Source organism: Bacteroides cellulosilyticus, from assembly GCF_020091405.1.
Lineage (GTDB): Bacteria > Bacteroidota > Bacteroidia > Bacteroidales > Bacteroidaceae > Bacteroides.
The window spans coordinates 743833-759940 of the sequence record NZ_CP081903.1 but is presented as its reverse complement, the minus strand read 5'-3'; the positions used below and the strand labels follow the sequence as shown (position 1 = coordinate 759940).

The 16108-nt window shown below is 43.0% G+C and carries 12 protein-coding genes; 6 read left to right on the top strand and 6 right to left on the bottom strand.

Features of this window, described 5'->3' with window-relative positions; translation table 11 throughout:
- The first annotated feature begins 10 nt into the window (after positions 1 to 10).
- The 6 genes from K6V21_RS02705 (at position 11) to K6V21_RS02680 (ending at position 9688) form a co-directional block, all read left to right on the top strand.
- Positions 11 to 1816, top strand: a complete 1806-nt coding sequence (locus K6V21_RS02705) for a RagB/SusD family nutrient uptake outer membrane protein (protein ID WP_224320781.1) — start codon at positions 11 to 13, stop codon at positions 1814 to 1816.
- A gap of 17 nt (positions 1817 to 1833) precedes the next feature.
- Positions 1834 to 2193 carry a DUF5018 domain-containing protein gene (locus tag K6V21_RS02700; RefSeq protein ID WP_224320780.1) on the top strand — a complete coding sequence of 120 codons (360 nt, stop codon included), beginning with the start codon at positions 1834 to 1836 and terminating at the stop codon, positions 2191 to 2193.
- Between the two features lie 12 nt (positions 2194 to 2205).
- On the top strand, positions 2206 to 3078 hold the full coding sequence (locus tag K6V21_RS02695) for a hypothetical protein (protein WP_224320779.1): 873 nt from the start codon (positions 2206 to 2208) through the stop codon (positions 3076 to 3078).
- Between the two features lie 112 nt (positions 3079 to 3190).
- Entirely contained in the window at positions 3191 to 6409 is a 3219-nt protein-coding gene (locus K6V21_RS02690) for an alpha-mannosidase (protein WP_224320778.1), read from the top strand.
- Between the two features lie 442 nt (positions 6410 to 6851).
- Positions 6852 to 8132 (top strand): hypothetical protein, encoded by a 1281-nt coding sequence (locus K6V21_RS02685; protein ID WP_224320777.1) that lies wholly within the window; start codon positions 6852 to 6854, stop codon positions 8130 to 8132.
- A gap of 80 nt (positions 8133 to 8212) precedes the next feature.
- Positions 8213 to 9688, top strand: a complete 1476-nt coding sequence (locus tag K6V21_RS02680) for a hypothetical protein (RefSeq protein ID WP_224320776.1) — start codon at positions 8213 to 8215, stop codon at positions 9686 to 9688.
- Between the two features lie 131 nt (positions 9689 to 9819).
- On the opposite strand, the gene proB is transcribed toward K6V21_RS02680, so the two are convergent.
- The 6 genes from proB to bamA all read right to left on the bottom strand — a co-directional run bounded on the left by proB (position 9820) and on the right by bamA (position 16095).
- On the bottom strand, positions 9820 to 10902 hold the full coding sequence (gene proB / locus K6V21_RS02675) for a glutamate 5-kinase (protein ID WP_217712435.1): 1083 nt from the start codon (positions 10900 to 10902) through the stop codon (positions 9820 to 9822).
- Positions 10903 to 10948: 46 nt separating this feature from the next.
- The gene (locus K6V21_RS02670) at positions 10949 to 11185 is read right to left on the bottom strand and encodes a DUF2007-related protein (RefSeq protein ID WP_021968041.1); all 237 of its coding nucleotides are present in this window, start codon (positions 11183 to 11185) and stop codon (positions 10949 to 10951) included.
- Positions 11186 to 11268: 83 nt separating this feature from the next.
- On the bottom strand, positions 11269 to 12108 hold the full coding sequence (murI, locus tag K6V21_RS02665) for a glutamate racemase (protein WP_224320775.1): 840 nt from the start codon (positions 12106 to 12108) through the stop codon (positions 11269 to 11271).
- Between the two features lie 168 nt (positions 12109 to 12276).
- The gene (locus K6V21_RS02660) at positions 12277 to 12780 is read right to left on the bottom strand and encodes an OmpH family outer membrane protein (protein ID WP_217712432.1); all 504 of its coding nucleotides are present in this window, start codon (positions 12778 to 12780) and stop codon (positions 12277 to 12279) included.
- 133 nt (positions 12781 to 12913) lie between these two features.
- On the bottom strand, positions 12914 to 13429 hold the full coding sequence (locus K6V21_RS02655; protein ID WP_044271366.1) for an OmpH family outer membrane protein: 516 nt from the start codon (positions 13427 to 13429) through the stop codon (positions 12914 to 12916).
- 23 nt (positions 13430 to 13452) lie between these two features.
- Positions 13453 to 16095, bottom strand: a complete 2643-nt coding sequence (gene bamA, locus K6V21_RS02650) for an outer membrane protein assembly factor BamA (RefSeq protein WP_217712431.1) — start codon at positions 16093 to 16095, stop codon at positions 13453 to 13455.
- Positions 16096 to 16108: the final 13 nt, after the last annotated feature.

Here is a 16108-nt window from a genome sequence, read left to right as displayed (position 1 = left end):
AAGTGATGAAATGAAAAAGAAAAATTATTTATTGTTAGGGCTTACAATGCTCTTATGTTCATGTCAGGATTATCTGGATAAACCTGCAAGTAATGATATGGATATCGATAAAGCCTTTGCAACAGTGATAGAGGCGAAAAAAGTGATGAATGATATCTACTCTGAAATGTATGGTAACGCTTATAATGTGACTGCTCGCGGAGTGATATATGACTGTGCTGCAGATGATGGAATCGGTGGTTACGCCCCCTTGTGGACGGACAAAGTCCAGTTTGGTATGTGGACGCCGGATGACGGTGGTGGCGATGGTGAGGAAGGTTCCATCCCTACTATCGGTTTCTGGAAAAATACCTATGCGAGAGTTCGTAAGGCTAATTTGTTCTTGGAAAACATAGATAGAGCGCAGGGATCAGAAGAGGATAAAGTTCTGATGAAAGCGCAAGTCAGATTTTTACGCGCATTCTTCTATGAAGAGCTTATCAGACGTTTTGGAGGAGTTATCATCTTAGACCATTCTGTGGATCCTAACAACTATACAGAGCTGACCAATCAGCCTCGTAACACGTTTGAAGAGTCAGTAGAATGGGTATGTAACGAGTTGGAAATGGCAGCCAGGGATCTTCCTTCGAATGTTGCGGCCACTCCTAATAAGGTCGGTATGGCTACCAGTGCAGCTTGTTATGCTTGTATAGCCCGTTTACGTCTTCAGGCTGCCAGCCCGTTATTTAATACAGATTCTCCTGTGTCATCCGAGTATACTGATATCCAGTGTTATATGAATTATGACAAATCAAGATGGAGAAAGGTTGTTGAGGCTTGTAAAAAGGTTATGGATGATCCCACTTACTCTTTGGAATCTCCACAGTCTGAACCTGACGATCCGGAGTTGGAACCGGGTACTTGGGAATATTATTATCGCAAATTTGTTGATAGGCAGTTTAAATATACGCCGGAAATCATTTGGCTTTCTCATCCTACTATTGACGGTCGCTGGGAAGGTATCAATGCACAGTGGAGAAATCGTACGGAAAATGGTTTCCACTGGATGAACGGTAGTTATCAGTTGGCTATGGAATTTGAGATGTATCCCAGCGGATTGATGCCTTCAGATCCGGAAAGTGGTTACGACTTTACTAACGCCAAGCAGGGCGAAGATCGTGATCCTCGTTTCAAGGCTACCCTCGCATTCCCTGGTGCCAAGTATGATAAATATACTTATCAGCCATGGGCTGGCGGTTCGGATTCGAATAATCACGGTTGGGCGGAAGCTGTTCTCACTGGAATTTGTTTACAAAAGTACATCGATCCTATGTTCTCGGATTCAGATCCAAACAATGGCGGTCGTGGTAATTGCCGCAGAAACTTCACTCGTATTTTCGCCTTGAATGAACTGTTGTTGAATTTTGCAGAAGCACAGAATGAGCTTGATGCTACTCCTTCTCAAGCAGTTTATGATGCTGTCAACCGGATTCGCAACCGTGTAGGTATGCCTGATCTGCCTACTGGGCTGACTCAAGCTGAGATGCGTCAGAAGATTTGGCACGAGCGTCGTGTAGAGTTGGCTTTTGAAGATTTCCGATTCTTCGACATCCGTCGCTGGAGAATAGCAGAAGAAGTGATGAATGGTAAATACATTCAAGGATATGATGTTCCTAAACCGCAAGACGGAGGTTTCTATAATATTGTGAATGTAAAAAGGCCGTTAATCTTCCAGAAGAAGGATTATCTGTTCCCGCTTGGTACATCAGAAATATTGATGAACCCTGCACTTCAGCAAAATCCGAACTGGCCTAAGTTATCAACAGCAGCTAATTAATAAATAGAATGAGAAATATGAAAAAATATATCTATCTGTTTATTATGCTTGTATGCATAATGAGCAGTTGCACAAGACCCGAAGACGGATTAGTGATTCCACCCAGCATAAATGCCAATTTGACCCGCTTCCGAGTGTATCAGAATCAGAATATTTATTTTGATGCGACTATCGATCAGGAAGCTCACACAGTGTCACTTACCATTCCGGAAGGAATTGATAAAACGACTATTCGCCCCGAGATTATTGTGTCGGAAGGAGCGGTAGTAACACCGGCATCGGGCGCAATGCAAGATTTTACCAATCCGGTTGAATATACAGTTGTGTCTCCAAATGGTGAGACAACCAACGTCTATACAGTTACAGTAAATTATTAAAGAGTAAGCAATATGAAAAAATATTTTATAGCACTATTCTTTTTGCCGTTGTTATTGATTGCATGCGAAGAAGAAGGTCCGCTTCCACCGATGCCTCCATACATTTTTTTCAATAATGATGTAAATACGTATGTGATAGATCCGAGTGATTTCTCTCTGACCGATGATCCGGAAGCGAAGGTGGACACCATTGTTGGTAGAATATATGCCCAGCAAAAATTCCGGTCCTTTACCATGGGAGATTCTGTGATGACATCTGATATTTTAGGAGATAGTATCTCTCGGATATTCAAGTTAGCTGTGCCGCTTGAAGGTAAAACGGAGGATTTTGACGTTTCTTTTATGGTGACTGACCAAGTAGGTAATACAGTGTCTACTCCGTTTCACTATCTTATAGCTAAGCCCATTGATACCTATACCGTGACTTTGGGGGCGCAATATAATCCTTACTTAGGCTTTTTCTTCTCATTTGAGGACAAAAAAGTGTATACAGTGTCTGAAATGAAAGCAATGAAGAACCCTCAAGGATTCTGTTTCGGCTATAACATAGGTAAAAAAGAGATCCTGTTCGTTTCTCCGTCTGACTTGATTCTGCAGAATATTTTGCCCGATTACAAAGCAGGCTACATTACCAGTTTTGTAAGTGTACCGGCTGTAAAGGGAAAACCCATCACTAAGAGTGTGTTTGATAATATGACGAATGACGCGTTGATGCGCAATCTCAATATGATTGAATACGCTACCTTTAGTACGGCTACAGTGAATGAGGGCATGGCTTACCTGTTTAAGAATGAAGATAACTCTGTTCGAGGTATGATGTTTGTTGAATCATTAACGTCAGGTGTGGGTGGAAATGTTACACTGACCATTAAAATGATGCGATAAAAAGCAACAGAACATAGATCTCTAATTAGTTCCTGCCATAAGTCCGATTAACACTCGGCTTATGGCTGGTTTCGTTTATGAGAGTTAAACTGTCATGTACTATTAATTTAATATGATGAAAAAACTGATTTTTTTCCTGTTGTTTGCGTTGGGCATAAGTACCCATGTTGATGCACAGAAGACGTATAAGGCCTACATGGTTTCCAACACCCATCTTGATACACAGTGGTTGTGGACTGTACAGACAACCATTGACCATTATTTATACCGTACACTCACTCAGAATTTCTGGTTAATCGACCATTATCCCGGTTATATTTTCAATTTCGAAGGAGCGGTTCGTTACAAATGGACTAAGGAGTATTATCCGGTTGAATATGAACGGCTGAAAAATTATATAAAGGCAGGCCGTTGGAATATTTCGGGGAGTTCGTGGGATTCTACTGATCCTAATATACCTTCACCGGAATCATTCTTTCGTAATCTTCTTTACGGACAAGAATTTTTCAAGAAGGAATTTGGTAAAAAATCAAATGATATTTTTCTTCCCGATTGTTTTGGTTTCGGGTACACCTTGCCAACGATAGCTGCCCATTCCGGTATCATTGGCTTTTCCACGCAGAAGCTCCAGCATCGTAAACTGCCGTTTTATGGTGATCGCAAACTGCCGTTCATGTTCGGGTTGTGGGAAGGTATAGACGGTTCGCGCATAATGGCCGTGCCGCATGCCCAAGACTACGTTTCAAGATTTGATGGACAAGAGTTGAGTAACAATGGTAAACTGATAGATTTAGGTAAAAACGGTCTTAATAATACCGTCTACCATTATTATGGAGCCGGAGACCGTGGAGGTTCGCCTACAATCGCTTCCGTAAGATCGGTCGAAACAGGAATGAAGGGTGAGGGGCCGGTGCAGGTGATAAGTGCACGTTCGGGACAGTTGTTTGATGATTATTATCCTTTTGAGAAGCATCCGGAACTGCCTGCTTTCAAGGGAGAGTTACTTATGGATGTGCATGCGACGGGCTGTTATACATCTCAAGCAGCCATGAAGCTTTTCAACCGTCGCAACGAACAGTTGGCTGATGCTGCTGAAAGAGCCTCAGTGGTGGCTGAATGGTTGGGAGGGGCGGCATACCCCGAAGAGTCGTTGCGTGAATCGTGGCAGAGATTTTTGTGGCATCAATTCCATGATGACCTGACGGGTACAAGTATTCCGGCAGTTTATACTTTCTCATGGAATGATGAACTTATTTCCCAGTCGGAATTTGCGGAAATCACTACAGGTGCGGTCGGTGCGGTAAGTAGGGCACTTGATACGCGGACAAGAGGTGCTTCGGTTGTGGTTTACAATCCTGTTGCCCAAAGCCGTTGCGATATAGTTACAGCCACAGTGGACATGGCTTCGAGACCGAAAGACATCATAGTTGGTACCCCCAATGGGAAAAAGGTTTCCGGGCAACTTCTTTTATGGGAGAACGGTAAAGCCACCGTGCTTTTCCCGGTAGATATGGATCCGGTAAGCTTTTCGGTCTGCGATGTGCGTAACGGAAAAATGTCCGGTACTAAGCGGTTGAAAGCCGAAGGCAATGTGGTGGAGAATTCGATTTATAAAGTTGTACTGGACAAGAACGGAGACATTGCTTCGATAACAGATAAACGCAACGGGCGTGAGTTGGTGGAATCTGGTAAGGCTTTCCGTCTTGCGCTTTTCACCCCCAGCGAATCGCGCACATGGCCGGCATGGGAACTGTTCAAGAAAACGATTGACCAGACACCGCTGCCGGTAGATGGTAACGTTGAGATTTCCGTGGCGGAAAACGGACCGGTACGTGCTTCGCTCAAAGTGAAACGTACTTACGGCACTTCCAGCTTCGTACAATATATAAGTCTTACGGAAGGTGGACAGGATGACCGGATAGATATTCGTAACGAGATAGACTGGAACGAAAGGAATACCCTTCTTAAAGCCGAGTTTCCAATGAATGTGTCGAATGAAATGGCTACATACGACCTTGGCATAGGCTATATCGAACGCGACAACAACACTGATAACAAATATGAAGTGGTAGCCCAGCAATGGGCCGACATAACGTCTGCTGATGGTAGTTATGGTATTTCTGTGATGAACGACAGCAAATACGGATGGGACAAACCGGACAACCATACGTTGAGGCTTACTCTCTTGAACACTCCGGCAGTAGGCAAGGATCCCAATATGGCTCATCAAGAACATTTGGATATTGGCCATCATACTTTTAGCTATTCCATATATGGACATAAATCTGATATAACAGAAGCGGGGACTGCATGGAAAGCTGAAGCATTCAATCAGTCCTTGCTTTCTTTCACCACTCCGAAACATGCAGGAACATTGGGACGCAAGTTCTCGTTCGTCAAGACTAATATGCCCGGTGTAGCGATAAAGGCTGTAAAGAAAGCGGAGGACGGTAAGAGTTACATTGTAAGGGTGAACGAAATTTATGGAAAGGATTTTGAAAATGCGGAAATTATTTTCGCAAGTACAGTGGAAAGTGCATGCGAGGTGAATGGTATTGAGGAGTATGTCGGTGAGACAAAATATGAGGATAATAAAGTCGTTTTTAGCGGAACAGCTTTCCAACCACGCACTTTCAGCGTGCGGCTTAAGGAAAATGCAAGTCTTGAGATGCCTGAAAATCATTCTATAGATATTGAATGTAATGCGAGTGCTCTTACAGTGGACGAGTTCAGCATGTCGGGAGATTTTGACGGAGAAGGTAATTCTTTTGCTGCCGAATTGATGCCGGATGTGGTGGAAGCCGGGGGAATAACATTCCGAATGGAAAATAATCCTGCCGACTATAACTATATCCGTTGCGACGGGCAAACGATAACCCTTCCTGAGAAACACGGATATACGAAATGTTACTTGCTGGTGACCTCGTCACACGGTGACCGCAAGGCTTCGTTTCAAGTAGATGGAAAAGATTACAGCTTCAATATACCTTTTTATTCAGGATTTATAGGTCAGTGGGGTTGGAAGGGTGAAAGTGAAGGTTATATGAAGGATGCTTCGATAGCTTATGTCGGAACCCATCGCCACAGTAGTCGGGCGGCTGGTAATGAGTCCTATATTTATACTTATTTGTATAAAATCTGCCTTGATATAACTTCGGATGCCAGGACTCTGATTTTACCGAAGGATGCGGGAGTAGCTCTTTTTGCAGTAACCCTTTCCGATAATTCGAACGATGACACAAGGCCTGCGGCAGAGATACGTGCCTTGCCTCATGAAACTGTGAAAGCGGAATATACAACTGAGCCTGTAGCGGCTTCTCGTCATCGTTGAGATGGTAGAGGAGATGTCGGAATCGGAAATATTTGCAAGCCGTTGGTAGCATCTTGTTATGAACGGCTTGTGTTTTAATGTATATTTTATCAGGAACGTAATTGGATAGTTGGCTGATTATCAATGGATAGTATTTACAGTGTGTTCACCTTGTGATGTAAAAGCATTTACCTCAGTATGTAACGACCTTTACCTCCTATTGTAACGCTCTTTACCTCGGTATGTAACGACCTTTACCTCAGTATGTAAATGGAGTTACTGTGTGGGGTTAACAAAGTTACCATTTGGGGTGACTGTAATTAACGCTATTTTAATTGGATGCTAATGTTTTTTTAATGCTTCAGTTAATAGGGTACTCTTAATTTTGAACTTTGAAAATAATCATAAAGTGGATTATGCGCCTTTGACATTAAAATATTAACCGAATAATAACATTTTAATCATGAAAAAAGCATTCCTTTTCATTCTGCTCTGCGGATGTCTTTTCCTATCGGGCACACTCAAAGCTGCCGAAGGACAGCTAATGGCCGGAACGGCTAAAATAAACATTACTCCGAAACAAAACATCCCTCTACACGACTCTGTGTATGCGCGTGCTCTTGTGATGGAGATAGGTGATATGCGTGTAGCGCAAGTATCTGTCGATTTGGTCAATTTTTATAGCGACCGAGTGGCCAATATCTGCAAAGAAAAATATGGTATCACGCAATTGCTGATCTGTGCTTCGCATACTCACGAAGATCCTAACATGGCTGATGCCAGACCTCGTGAAAAGAAACCTGACAACACTCCATTCTTTGAAGAGTGCATCATTAAGGTGGTGGGTGAAGCAATCGGTAATATGTTCCCTGCACGTATCTCGGCTGGTACGCGTACGTTTCCGCAATTGGGTTTCAATCGCCTTATTATCCGTAAAGACGGGAAGGCTCGCGAATCGTGGGTGGGCGATGAACATTATAATGTAGAAAACCCCGAACGGATACCTTTTGGCCCGGTTGACCCCGAAGTAGGCGTAATCAAAGTAGAAGATATGCAAGGCAATGCCCGTGCCATTGTTATGAGTTATGCTATGCATGCAGACCTAGGTTGTTTTAGTTATGAAATTTCGGCCGACTATCCTGGATTTGCTTGTAAGAAGGTTGAAGAAGCGTTTGATAACAAAGCTATCTGTCTCTTTGTAGCCGGTGGTGGCGGTAATGTAGAAGGGTTGATGATTAGCCGGCGGCGTTCTGGGCCCGATGATCCTATCAAAACAGATTACAAACCCATTCAGCGTACAGGAGAATTGCTTGGCATTGAAGTGATTAAACTGGCCAACGCATTACATGCCTCCAGTGATAACACCTCTTTCAAAATGCGTACAGACTCGTTACAATTCTCTACTCGTGGAGACAAAAACCGTAAGGTAAATGTCCATATCGCTACATTCCTCATTAATGACTTTGCAATAGCCGTTTGCCCCGGTGAAATGTTCGTACAACTTCAATTGGAATGGAAGGCGAAAGCCAGACTGGCCGATGTGACTCCTCTCTTCTTTGGTTATACGTATGTAAAAGGACGTTCACCTGGTTATGTAGCCGATGTACGTTCAGCGGCATTGGGAGGGTTTGGTGCCGAGGGTGGTAATCGTATACAAGTAGGAGGTGGTGAAGCCATCATCAACAAGCATTTAGAAAACTTGTATATACTCAATGACCAGCGTGCAAGCATATTCTTTAAGTAAAGTGTGGATATATTTAAATGAATGATCGACAAGAATAGATAATCCACAGATTATCTATTCTTATCACATATATTAAAAAAATGAGAACTGCAATAATTGTAATTGAGCTGTGCAGTATATTATTTTGCTGTACTTCTCTGTTTGCTTCCGGGAAGGATAAGGATAAAGTATTTATACAGTTTATTATGAATGGACAGAGCCTGTCAACGGGACATCAGTCCTATCCGGTTATTTCAACGGAACATTTCAAAGGTAATTACATGCTGGGCAACCAAGTGTGGATAAACTATGGAAATACCGGAGAACTTAAGTTTGAACCATTGGTGGGAACCGTTTCCGAAGCTTTCGCTCATGAAAAGCACTTCAAAAGCAGGCGAGCCGGCACTATAGCCGAATGTCCTTTACTGGGAGCTGTCAATCACCTTCGGTTGAAACAACCCAAGATGCCCCGTATTTTGGCTACTTCGGTAGGAGTGAGCGGAGCAAGTGTAGAAGAACTCTCCAAGGAGTCGGAGACACGTACGGCGTATAAAGAGTTTGTAACATCATTACAATCGGCAGCCCGGGTAGCTGCCCGGGAAGATGCGAAAATCTGTTGTCCTGCAATTTTCTGGATGCAAGGTGAGTTCAACTATGATCCGAATCCGGAAAAGGGACTACGCGCTAATGTGCCTAATACGACTGATAAACGGGAGTATAAGGAACTGCTTGTGAATATAAAGAATAATATGCAAAAAGATATACAGCAACAGTATAGTCAGCCCCATAAGCCGGTGTTTATCACTTATCAGACGGGAGCGCAATATATGCGTGATACACTTTCAATCTCGATGGCTCAACTGGAAGCGGCTAACGAATATGATGATATTATTTGTGCGGGGCCCATTTATCCGATGACTGACCGAGGTGGACATCTTGACGGCAATGGATATCGCTGGTTTGGCGAGATGTTGGGAAAAGTGTATTATCAATCTCAAGTGCAGGGCAAACCCTTTCAGCCGTTGCAACCTACGGCAATTGCGAGAGAAACACTTCCTACTCAAATACGTATCAAGTACCATGTGCCGGTTCGTCCATTGGTATTTGATACATATTTGATACCTAAGATCAAGGATTATGGTTTTGAGGTATACTTGCGCGATTATCGTCAAGAAAACAAACAAATCATTAAACAGGTAGAGATAGATGGTGATGATGTGGTGTTAACCTGTGAGCAACCTTTAGTTGGAGATGTCATAGTGGTATATGCCGGTACCCGTTCATTTATAGAAGACCGTCCGAAGGGAAAAGATGGATTACAAGGGCATGGAAATTTGCGTGATAGCGATCCGTACAAGGCTTTCTTTAAGTATGAAGATTTGGATGAGGTACAGAAAGATGGTACTTTTATTCATCCACGCGATAGTTTTGAGACAAGACTTCGTCCTGATTATGAGCCGAAAGACCGAAAAGGAAGAGTGATTTATGGAAAGAAATATCCACTATATAACTTTAGTGTAGGCTTTTATTATAAATTGCCTGCAGAGAATGATCAAATAAGCGTATTAGGAAACTAAAAGTGTAATTGGGTAGTGATTCTTCTCTCATCAACTCAGTATCAGAATTTCTCAAATCACTAAACAAGATGATTCCCTGTTCACATTCAATGATGTGAATAGGGAATCTCCTATTTAATGGGTTGACTTGTTTATTCTATATATAGATAATCATAGTGTACAACGGGTTTCTTCCCGTGCTTCCCCATCGCTTCCTTGGCTTGAACAGAGTTGCAGTTTGCTTTGCCTACTCCTACCGGATTTCCTTCGAAGTCAATGATCCGCACGATGTCATCTTTTTCAAATTCTCCTTCAATGGCAGTTATACCGACGGGCAGGATGCTGATTGCTTTATCTGAATTCAGCACTTCGGTAGCACACTGGTTGATGTGCAACTCACCTTTGGCAAACCCTTCACTGTGAGCAATCCATTTTTTTATACTGGATACAGGTTCGGCAGAAGGCGTAAAGCGGGTGCAGAGAGTGCTTTCGGGATGTTGAATCAAATCGACAAGGATATTATCGCATTTACCGTTGGCAATGATTACGGTGATTCCTTCATCGGCCACTTTGCGGGCAATATTGGTTTTAGTCAGCATACCTCCACGTCCGAAACTGGATTTGGAAGTCTGAATATAGGAGGACAGATCTTTGCCCTGGCCTATCTCCCGTATCACTTCCGAGGCAGGATCGGTAGGAGAACCATTATAGATACCATTGATATTGCTGAGTATGATTAATGCCTGTGCATCCATCATAGAGGCAATCAGACCGGACAATTCATCATTATCCGTAAACATTAACTCGCTTACGGAAATCGTATCGTTTTCATTGACAATAGGAATGACTCCGTTTTCTAACATCACCGTCATACAGTTCTTTTGGTTAAGGTAATGCCTGCGGGTTGCGAAATTCTCTTTCATTGTCAGTACTTGTCCTACAGTAATGCCATGTTCACGAAAGAGTTCGTAGTAACGATTGATGAGTTTGGCTTGTCCTATGGCGGAGAATAACTGGCGTTGATCTACGCTATCCAGTTTTTTGGTCGGATGCACTTCACTACGTCCGGAAGCAACGGCCCCGGAAGATACAAGTATAATTTCTACTCCTGTTTTATGCAGTTCGGCTATCTGATCGACTAAAGCGGACATACGTGTTACGTCCAGAGTACCGTCACGGCGTGTCAAGACATTGCTGCCAACTTTAACAGCTATTCTCGAAAATTGTTGTTCCATGTGTTGTATATCGTTCTTATGTGGTTTCAGTAAGAGAGTGAAAGGATTATTCTTCGTCTTTTCCTTTATCACGCTCACGGATTATCTCCATGGCATCTTCATATCTTTCCTCACTGACGAGAATGGTTACATCCGGTGCTATGTAAGGTGCGATGGTGCTCATAAGCCCGTCTTTGATAATAGTTGCTATACCATTGTTTTCGAGTAGACCTTTGACAAGTTCTGCTTCCCACGGTGATCCTTTGAACACTTCAACTGTGCGGCTATAGTCGGTTGATTTCATAATGGTAAGTATTAATAGGTTTAATATTACAAATATAACAAGTATTTCGGAGAAAAGGTTTGTTTTCCGGTAAATATTAGTGATTATAGTTCTATTCGTTGTACGGTGACCGCTTCGTTCAGGAAGGTGGATGCTGATTCAATGAACTTCTCTTCCGCTTCCGTGGTGTAGTAAGTACAGTTTCCACCTTTCGTGCATTTGATATCCATTTCCGGATGGCGGTGTAAATAGTCTTTCAAGCTTTCGGCTACCAGTTCGCCTTGCGCCACTGTAGTAACTCCTTCCGGCATGTACTTCTTAATTTTAGGCAGAAGTAAGGGGTAATGGGTACAGCCAAGAATCACAGTATCAATCTGTGCATCTTTCGCCAGAAGTTCATTGATATATTTACGAACGAAATAATCTGTTCCATCTCCTTCGGCTTCGTTGTTTTCTACGAGAGATACCCATAGAGGACAAGCTTCACCTTCTACCCGAATGTCCGGAAAAAGCTTATGGATTTCTAACGGGTAGGATTCTGATTTAATGGTTCCTGCTGTGGCAAGAACACCGACATGGCGACTCTGTGTTATGTGACCTATACATTCAACGGTAGGACGGATGACACCCAATACACGGCGTGCCGGATCCATTCCGGGCAAATCGTTTATCTGTATACTGCGTAATGCTTTGGCAGATGCTGTATTGCAAGCCAGAATGACAAGATGACATCCCATCTCAAACAGTTTAGTGACTGCTTGTAGTGTGAATTCATATACGATTTCGAAAGACCGTGTACCATAGGGAGTGCGTGCATTATCTCCTAAATAAATATAGTCATATTGAGGCAGGGCCTCCCGTATCTTGCTCAGGATAGTCAGTCCGCCATATCCGGAGTCAAATACACCGATAGGGCCGGGGATAGTGGGTAAATTTTGCTTCATAACAGAAAAACTTTGTATAGGCTACAAAGATAATGCAAACCGAATGCAGAACTTTCATGCTTGCATGAAAAAGTTATGCTGGGATGCCGCTTATCTTATTCAAAGATAGAAAAAGGCGTGGACTGCAAACAGCCCACGCCTTTTTCTATCTTTGAATAAGATATGTCTTTACTTAATTCCCAGTTGGGTTTTTACTTTAGTTGTAACATCTACACTCTCTGCACCTACATAAGGTATCGGTGTACGAGCCAAATCAAAGATATAGACTACGCCTTCTGCTTTACCTACAGCCTGGATAGCGTCATCCAATTTCTTATAGATGGGAGCCAGTGCTTCTTGTTGTGCTTTCTGCATGCTTTGGTAAGCTTCCTGTTGGAATTCTTCTTGTCTTTGAGCCATCTCTTGCAATTCTTTCTGGCGTCTTTCTGCTATATTTCTCGGCAGAGAGTCTGCTTGTTGCTGGAATTCTTGCACTTTCTTGTTGAATTCTGATTGAGTGCGTTCCATTTCTTGCTGATACTTTTTTGACATAGCATCGAGATCAGCTTGTGCCTTAGTATATTCCGGCATAACAACAATAACCTCCTGAGAGTTCATGTGAGCAAATTTTTGTGCCATCGCTCCCAAAGGAAGAGCGAACAGTACCACGAGTAGTGCGATTTTTTTAAGCATAATGTTTATTGTTTATTTTAATAATTAGTCGTTGAATAAATGCAAATATAGTGCAAACTGAACGCAATACAAAATAAGCTTGCTTATTTTTAATGTTGGAGTGTGGCCATATTCGCGAAGCAAATGTATGAAATTAATTTGAATATCCTAACTTAGCAAGCACTTCATTGCTGATATCAATACGCGGAGAAGCAAAAATGATGCTTGTTGCAGATGCCCGGTCAACGACTACAGAGTATCCTTTCTGCTCCGATATTTCCTTGACCGCATTATAAATCTCATCCTGAATAGGTTGCATCAGGCTTTCGCGTTTCTTGAATAATTCCCCTTCAGGGCCGAAATATTTGCGGCGAAGTTCAGCAGCTTCTTTCTCTTTAGCGACAATCGCTTCCTCTTTCTTTCCTTTTTGTTCTTCAGAAAGAAAGACGGCTTCCGATTGATAGTTCTTGTACAACGTCTTGGCTTCCTCGGCAACCTTCTCTACTTCACTCTGCCATTTCTTGGAAACCTGGTTCAACTGTTCGTTAGCACGTTCGTAGGCCGGAATGTTCTTCAGAATGTACTCCATGTCGATCAAGGCAAACTTTTGTGCACTGGCTGTCATGCCTACGGCAAACAGCAAGATCATTAATAAAACAGACTTTCTCATAACGTTTGGTTTTTGTGATACAATTAGAATTCTTGTCCTAAGATAAAGTGGAATTGACTGCCACCGTAATCTGAGGAACCACGTATTTTATCGAAACCATAAGCCCAGTCAATACCCATCATACCGATCATCGGCAGGAAGATACGGACACCGACACCTGCGGAACGTTTCAATTCAAATGGATTGAAATTCTTCACATCATGCCATGCATTACCGGCTTCTACAAAACCTAACGCATAAATACTGGTACTTGTTTCCAGCATCAGCGGATATCTTAACTCAAGTCCGAGACGGGTATAAGCATAACCTTCGTAACCGTAAGGAGTCAATGAGCTGTTTTCATAACCACGAAGGGCGATGCTTTCCGTTGCGTAGCTGGAGTAACCGGTCATACCGTCACCACCTACGTCGAATGTTTCGAACGGAGATTTTTTATACTTGTTGTAGTGTCCCAGCAAACCGAATTCAACACGGCCCATCAATACCGGAGTACGTTTAACAGCTACCGGGTCCATCAACGGGATGTACACCTTGGATTTGAATTTCCATTTGTGATATTCAATCCATTTGTGCATCTTGTTCATGTCGTCCTGGCTGGTAGTACTGTACTTGCTGTAGTCAGTTCCATCAAACAGTGAGTACGGCGGAGTTAACTGTACAGACAATGAGAACTCAGAACCGGAACGGGGATAGATCGGATTGTCAATAGAACTACGAGACAATGTCAGGTTGATACTAAGGTTGTTACACTTACCGTTTGTAACGGGGAAGTACTGCCAGTCGCTCAGGATATAACGTTGGTAAGATAACTCAGCGGTAAACTGGAAGTAGTCATCCGGCCATTTCAAACGTTTTCCGAACATAGCTGCTACACCGAACATCTTGATAGACTTGTCGGGGTCGTAATAGTTCTCATAGCTGTTGTAGTTACCGTAGTTATACATACCATAACCGTACATACCACTATACATACTGTTGTAGTAGCTATTCATATATGCCGAGTTATAATAGCGGCTACTGATATCTGTCTGTACGGAATAGAAGGCCGACAGAGAGAATGCGTTCGGACGTTTACCGCCGAACCACGGGTCATAGAATGAAATGCTATAGGATTGGTAATACTTGGCATTAGTCTGTCCGCTGACGGTCAAGGTCTGGCCATCACCCTGCGGTAGGATACCACGGTAGTTTTCACCCGGATGCAACAAGTTGGCCAGTGAGAAGTTAGTGAACTTCAAACTCAACTTACCGATGATACCGGTTTGTCCCCAACCGGCAGAGAATTCCACCTGGTCGTTAGCTTTGGATACCAGATCGTAACCTATATCTACAGTTCCGTCTTCCGGTCTTGGCTGAATATCCGGTTTGATTTGTTCCGGGTCGAAGTGTCCCATCTGCTGGATTTCACGCATAGAACGCATCAGGTCTTCACGGCTGAACAAGTCACCCGGGCGGGTACGGAGTTCACGACGTACTACATTTTCGTACAAACGGTCGTTACCATTGATGTTGATCTTATTAATGGTAGCCTGGCGGCCTTCGAAAATACGCATTTCCAGGTCGATGGAGTCTCCTACGATATTTACTTCTACGGGTTCAAGGCTGTAGAACAAATAGCCGTTATTATAGTAGAGGTTACCGATAGCATCTTCGTCTGACATGGTACGTTCTTCCAGTAATTTCTGGTTGTATACATCACCTTTCTTCATGCGAAGCATAAAGTTCAACTGTTCGGAAGGATACAAGGTGTTACCTACCCACGTTACATTACGCAGATAATATTTATCTCCTTCATCAATCTTCATGAAGATGTCTACGGTGCGGTCATCGTACGGTTTGATGCTGTCTTCTACGATCATAGCATCACGATAGCCTAATTCGTTGTACTTATCGATGATCAACTGCTTGTCTGCCTCGAAGTTTTCTTCCACGAACTTCTTGGTACGGAACAGATTGAGCAATTTATTCTTTTCGTTGGTCTTCTTCATGATACGTTTCAACTTCTTAGTTGCAATCGCTTCATTGCCAACGATGGTGATTTCGTGTACTTTTACCTTCTCCTTTTTGTCGATGTCGATATCCACGATCACCTGGTTATCGTTGGATACATCGTCTTTCTGCGAGATAATAACTTCTGCATTCTTAAAGCCTTTATCATCAAAGTAGCGCTTAATCAAAGTTTTGGCGCGGTCAATGACATTAGGGGTCACCTGTCCGCCCTTAATCATACCGATTCGGCTTTCTATATCCTCGCGCTCTGACTTCTTCACGCCGTGATAGCGGATATCGGATACACGCGGACGCTGAGTCAGATGAATCGTAAGCCAGACCTTATCGCCTTCTATCTTATCTGCGGTGATTTGAACATTGGAGAACAGACCATGTTTCCAGTAACGCTTACAAGCCTGAGTGACTTCGTCACCCGGTATGGTAATCGTTTGTCCTACAGACAAACCGGATAGTCCGATCAGTACATAGTCCTCATAGTTCTTAACTCCTTCTACTTTAATTTCTGCAATTTCATACTTCTTGGGTGTTCCCGAATAGAGAATAACCGGTTTTGCTGCATCATTATCGGTGCCATTGGCATCTTGAGCCGCACTTGTCAGTACACAACCGAAGAGGCAGATAAACGCTGTGAGTATAGAGAAAATACGATAGTGCATTTATGTTTTTGAT

Bases quoted from the DNA above. Each gene is read 5' to 3' on its own strand.
- K6V21_RS02660 (WP_217712432.1), bottom strand. From the start codon at position 12,780: ATGCTTAAAAAAATCGCACTACTCGTGGTACTGTTCGCTCTTCCTTTG.
- K6V21_RS02685 (WP_224320777.1), top strand. From the start codon at position 6,852: ATGAAAAAAGCATTCCTTTTCATTCTGCTCTGCGGATGTCTTTTCCTA.
- murI (WP_224320775.1), bottom strand. From the start codon at position 12,108: ATGAAGCAAAATTTACCCACTATCCCCGGCCCTATCGGTGTATTTGAC.
- proB (WP_217712435.1), bottom strand. From the start codon at position 10,902: ATGGAACAACAATTTTCGAGAATAGCTGTTAAAGTTGGCAGCAATGTC.
- K6V21_RS02690 (WP_224320778.1), top strand. From the start codon at position 3,191: ATGATGAAAAAACTGATTTTTTTCCTGTTGTTTGCGTTGGGCATAAGT.
- bamA (WP_217712431.1), bottom strand. From the start codon at position 16,095: ATGCACTATCGTATTTTCTCTATACTCACAGCGTTTATCTGCCTCTTC.
- K6V21_RS02670 (WP_021968041.1), bottom strand. From the start codon at position 11,185: ATGAAATCAACCGACTATAGCCGCACAGTTGAAGTGTTCAAAGGATCA.
- K6V21_RS02655 (WP_044271366.1), bottom strand. From the start codon at position 13,429: ATGAGAAAGTCTGTTTTATTAATGATCTTGCTGTTTGCCGTAGGCATG.
- K6V21_RS02705 (WP_224320781.1), top strand. From the start codon at position 11: ATGAAAAAGAAAAATTATTTATTGTTAGGGCTTACAATGCTCTTATGT.
- K6V21_RS02680 (WP_224320776.1), top strand. From the start codon at position 8,213: ATGAGAACTGCAATAATTGTAATTGAGCTGTGCAGTATATTATTTTGC.
- K6V21_RS02695 (WP_224320779.1), top strand. From the start codon at position 2,206: ATGAAAAAATATTTTATAGCACTATTCTTTTTGCCGTTGTTATTGATT.
- K6V21_RS02700 (WP_224320780.1), top strand. From the start codon at position 1,834: ATGAAAAAATATATCTATCTGTTTATTATGCTTGTATGCATAATGAGC.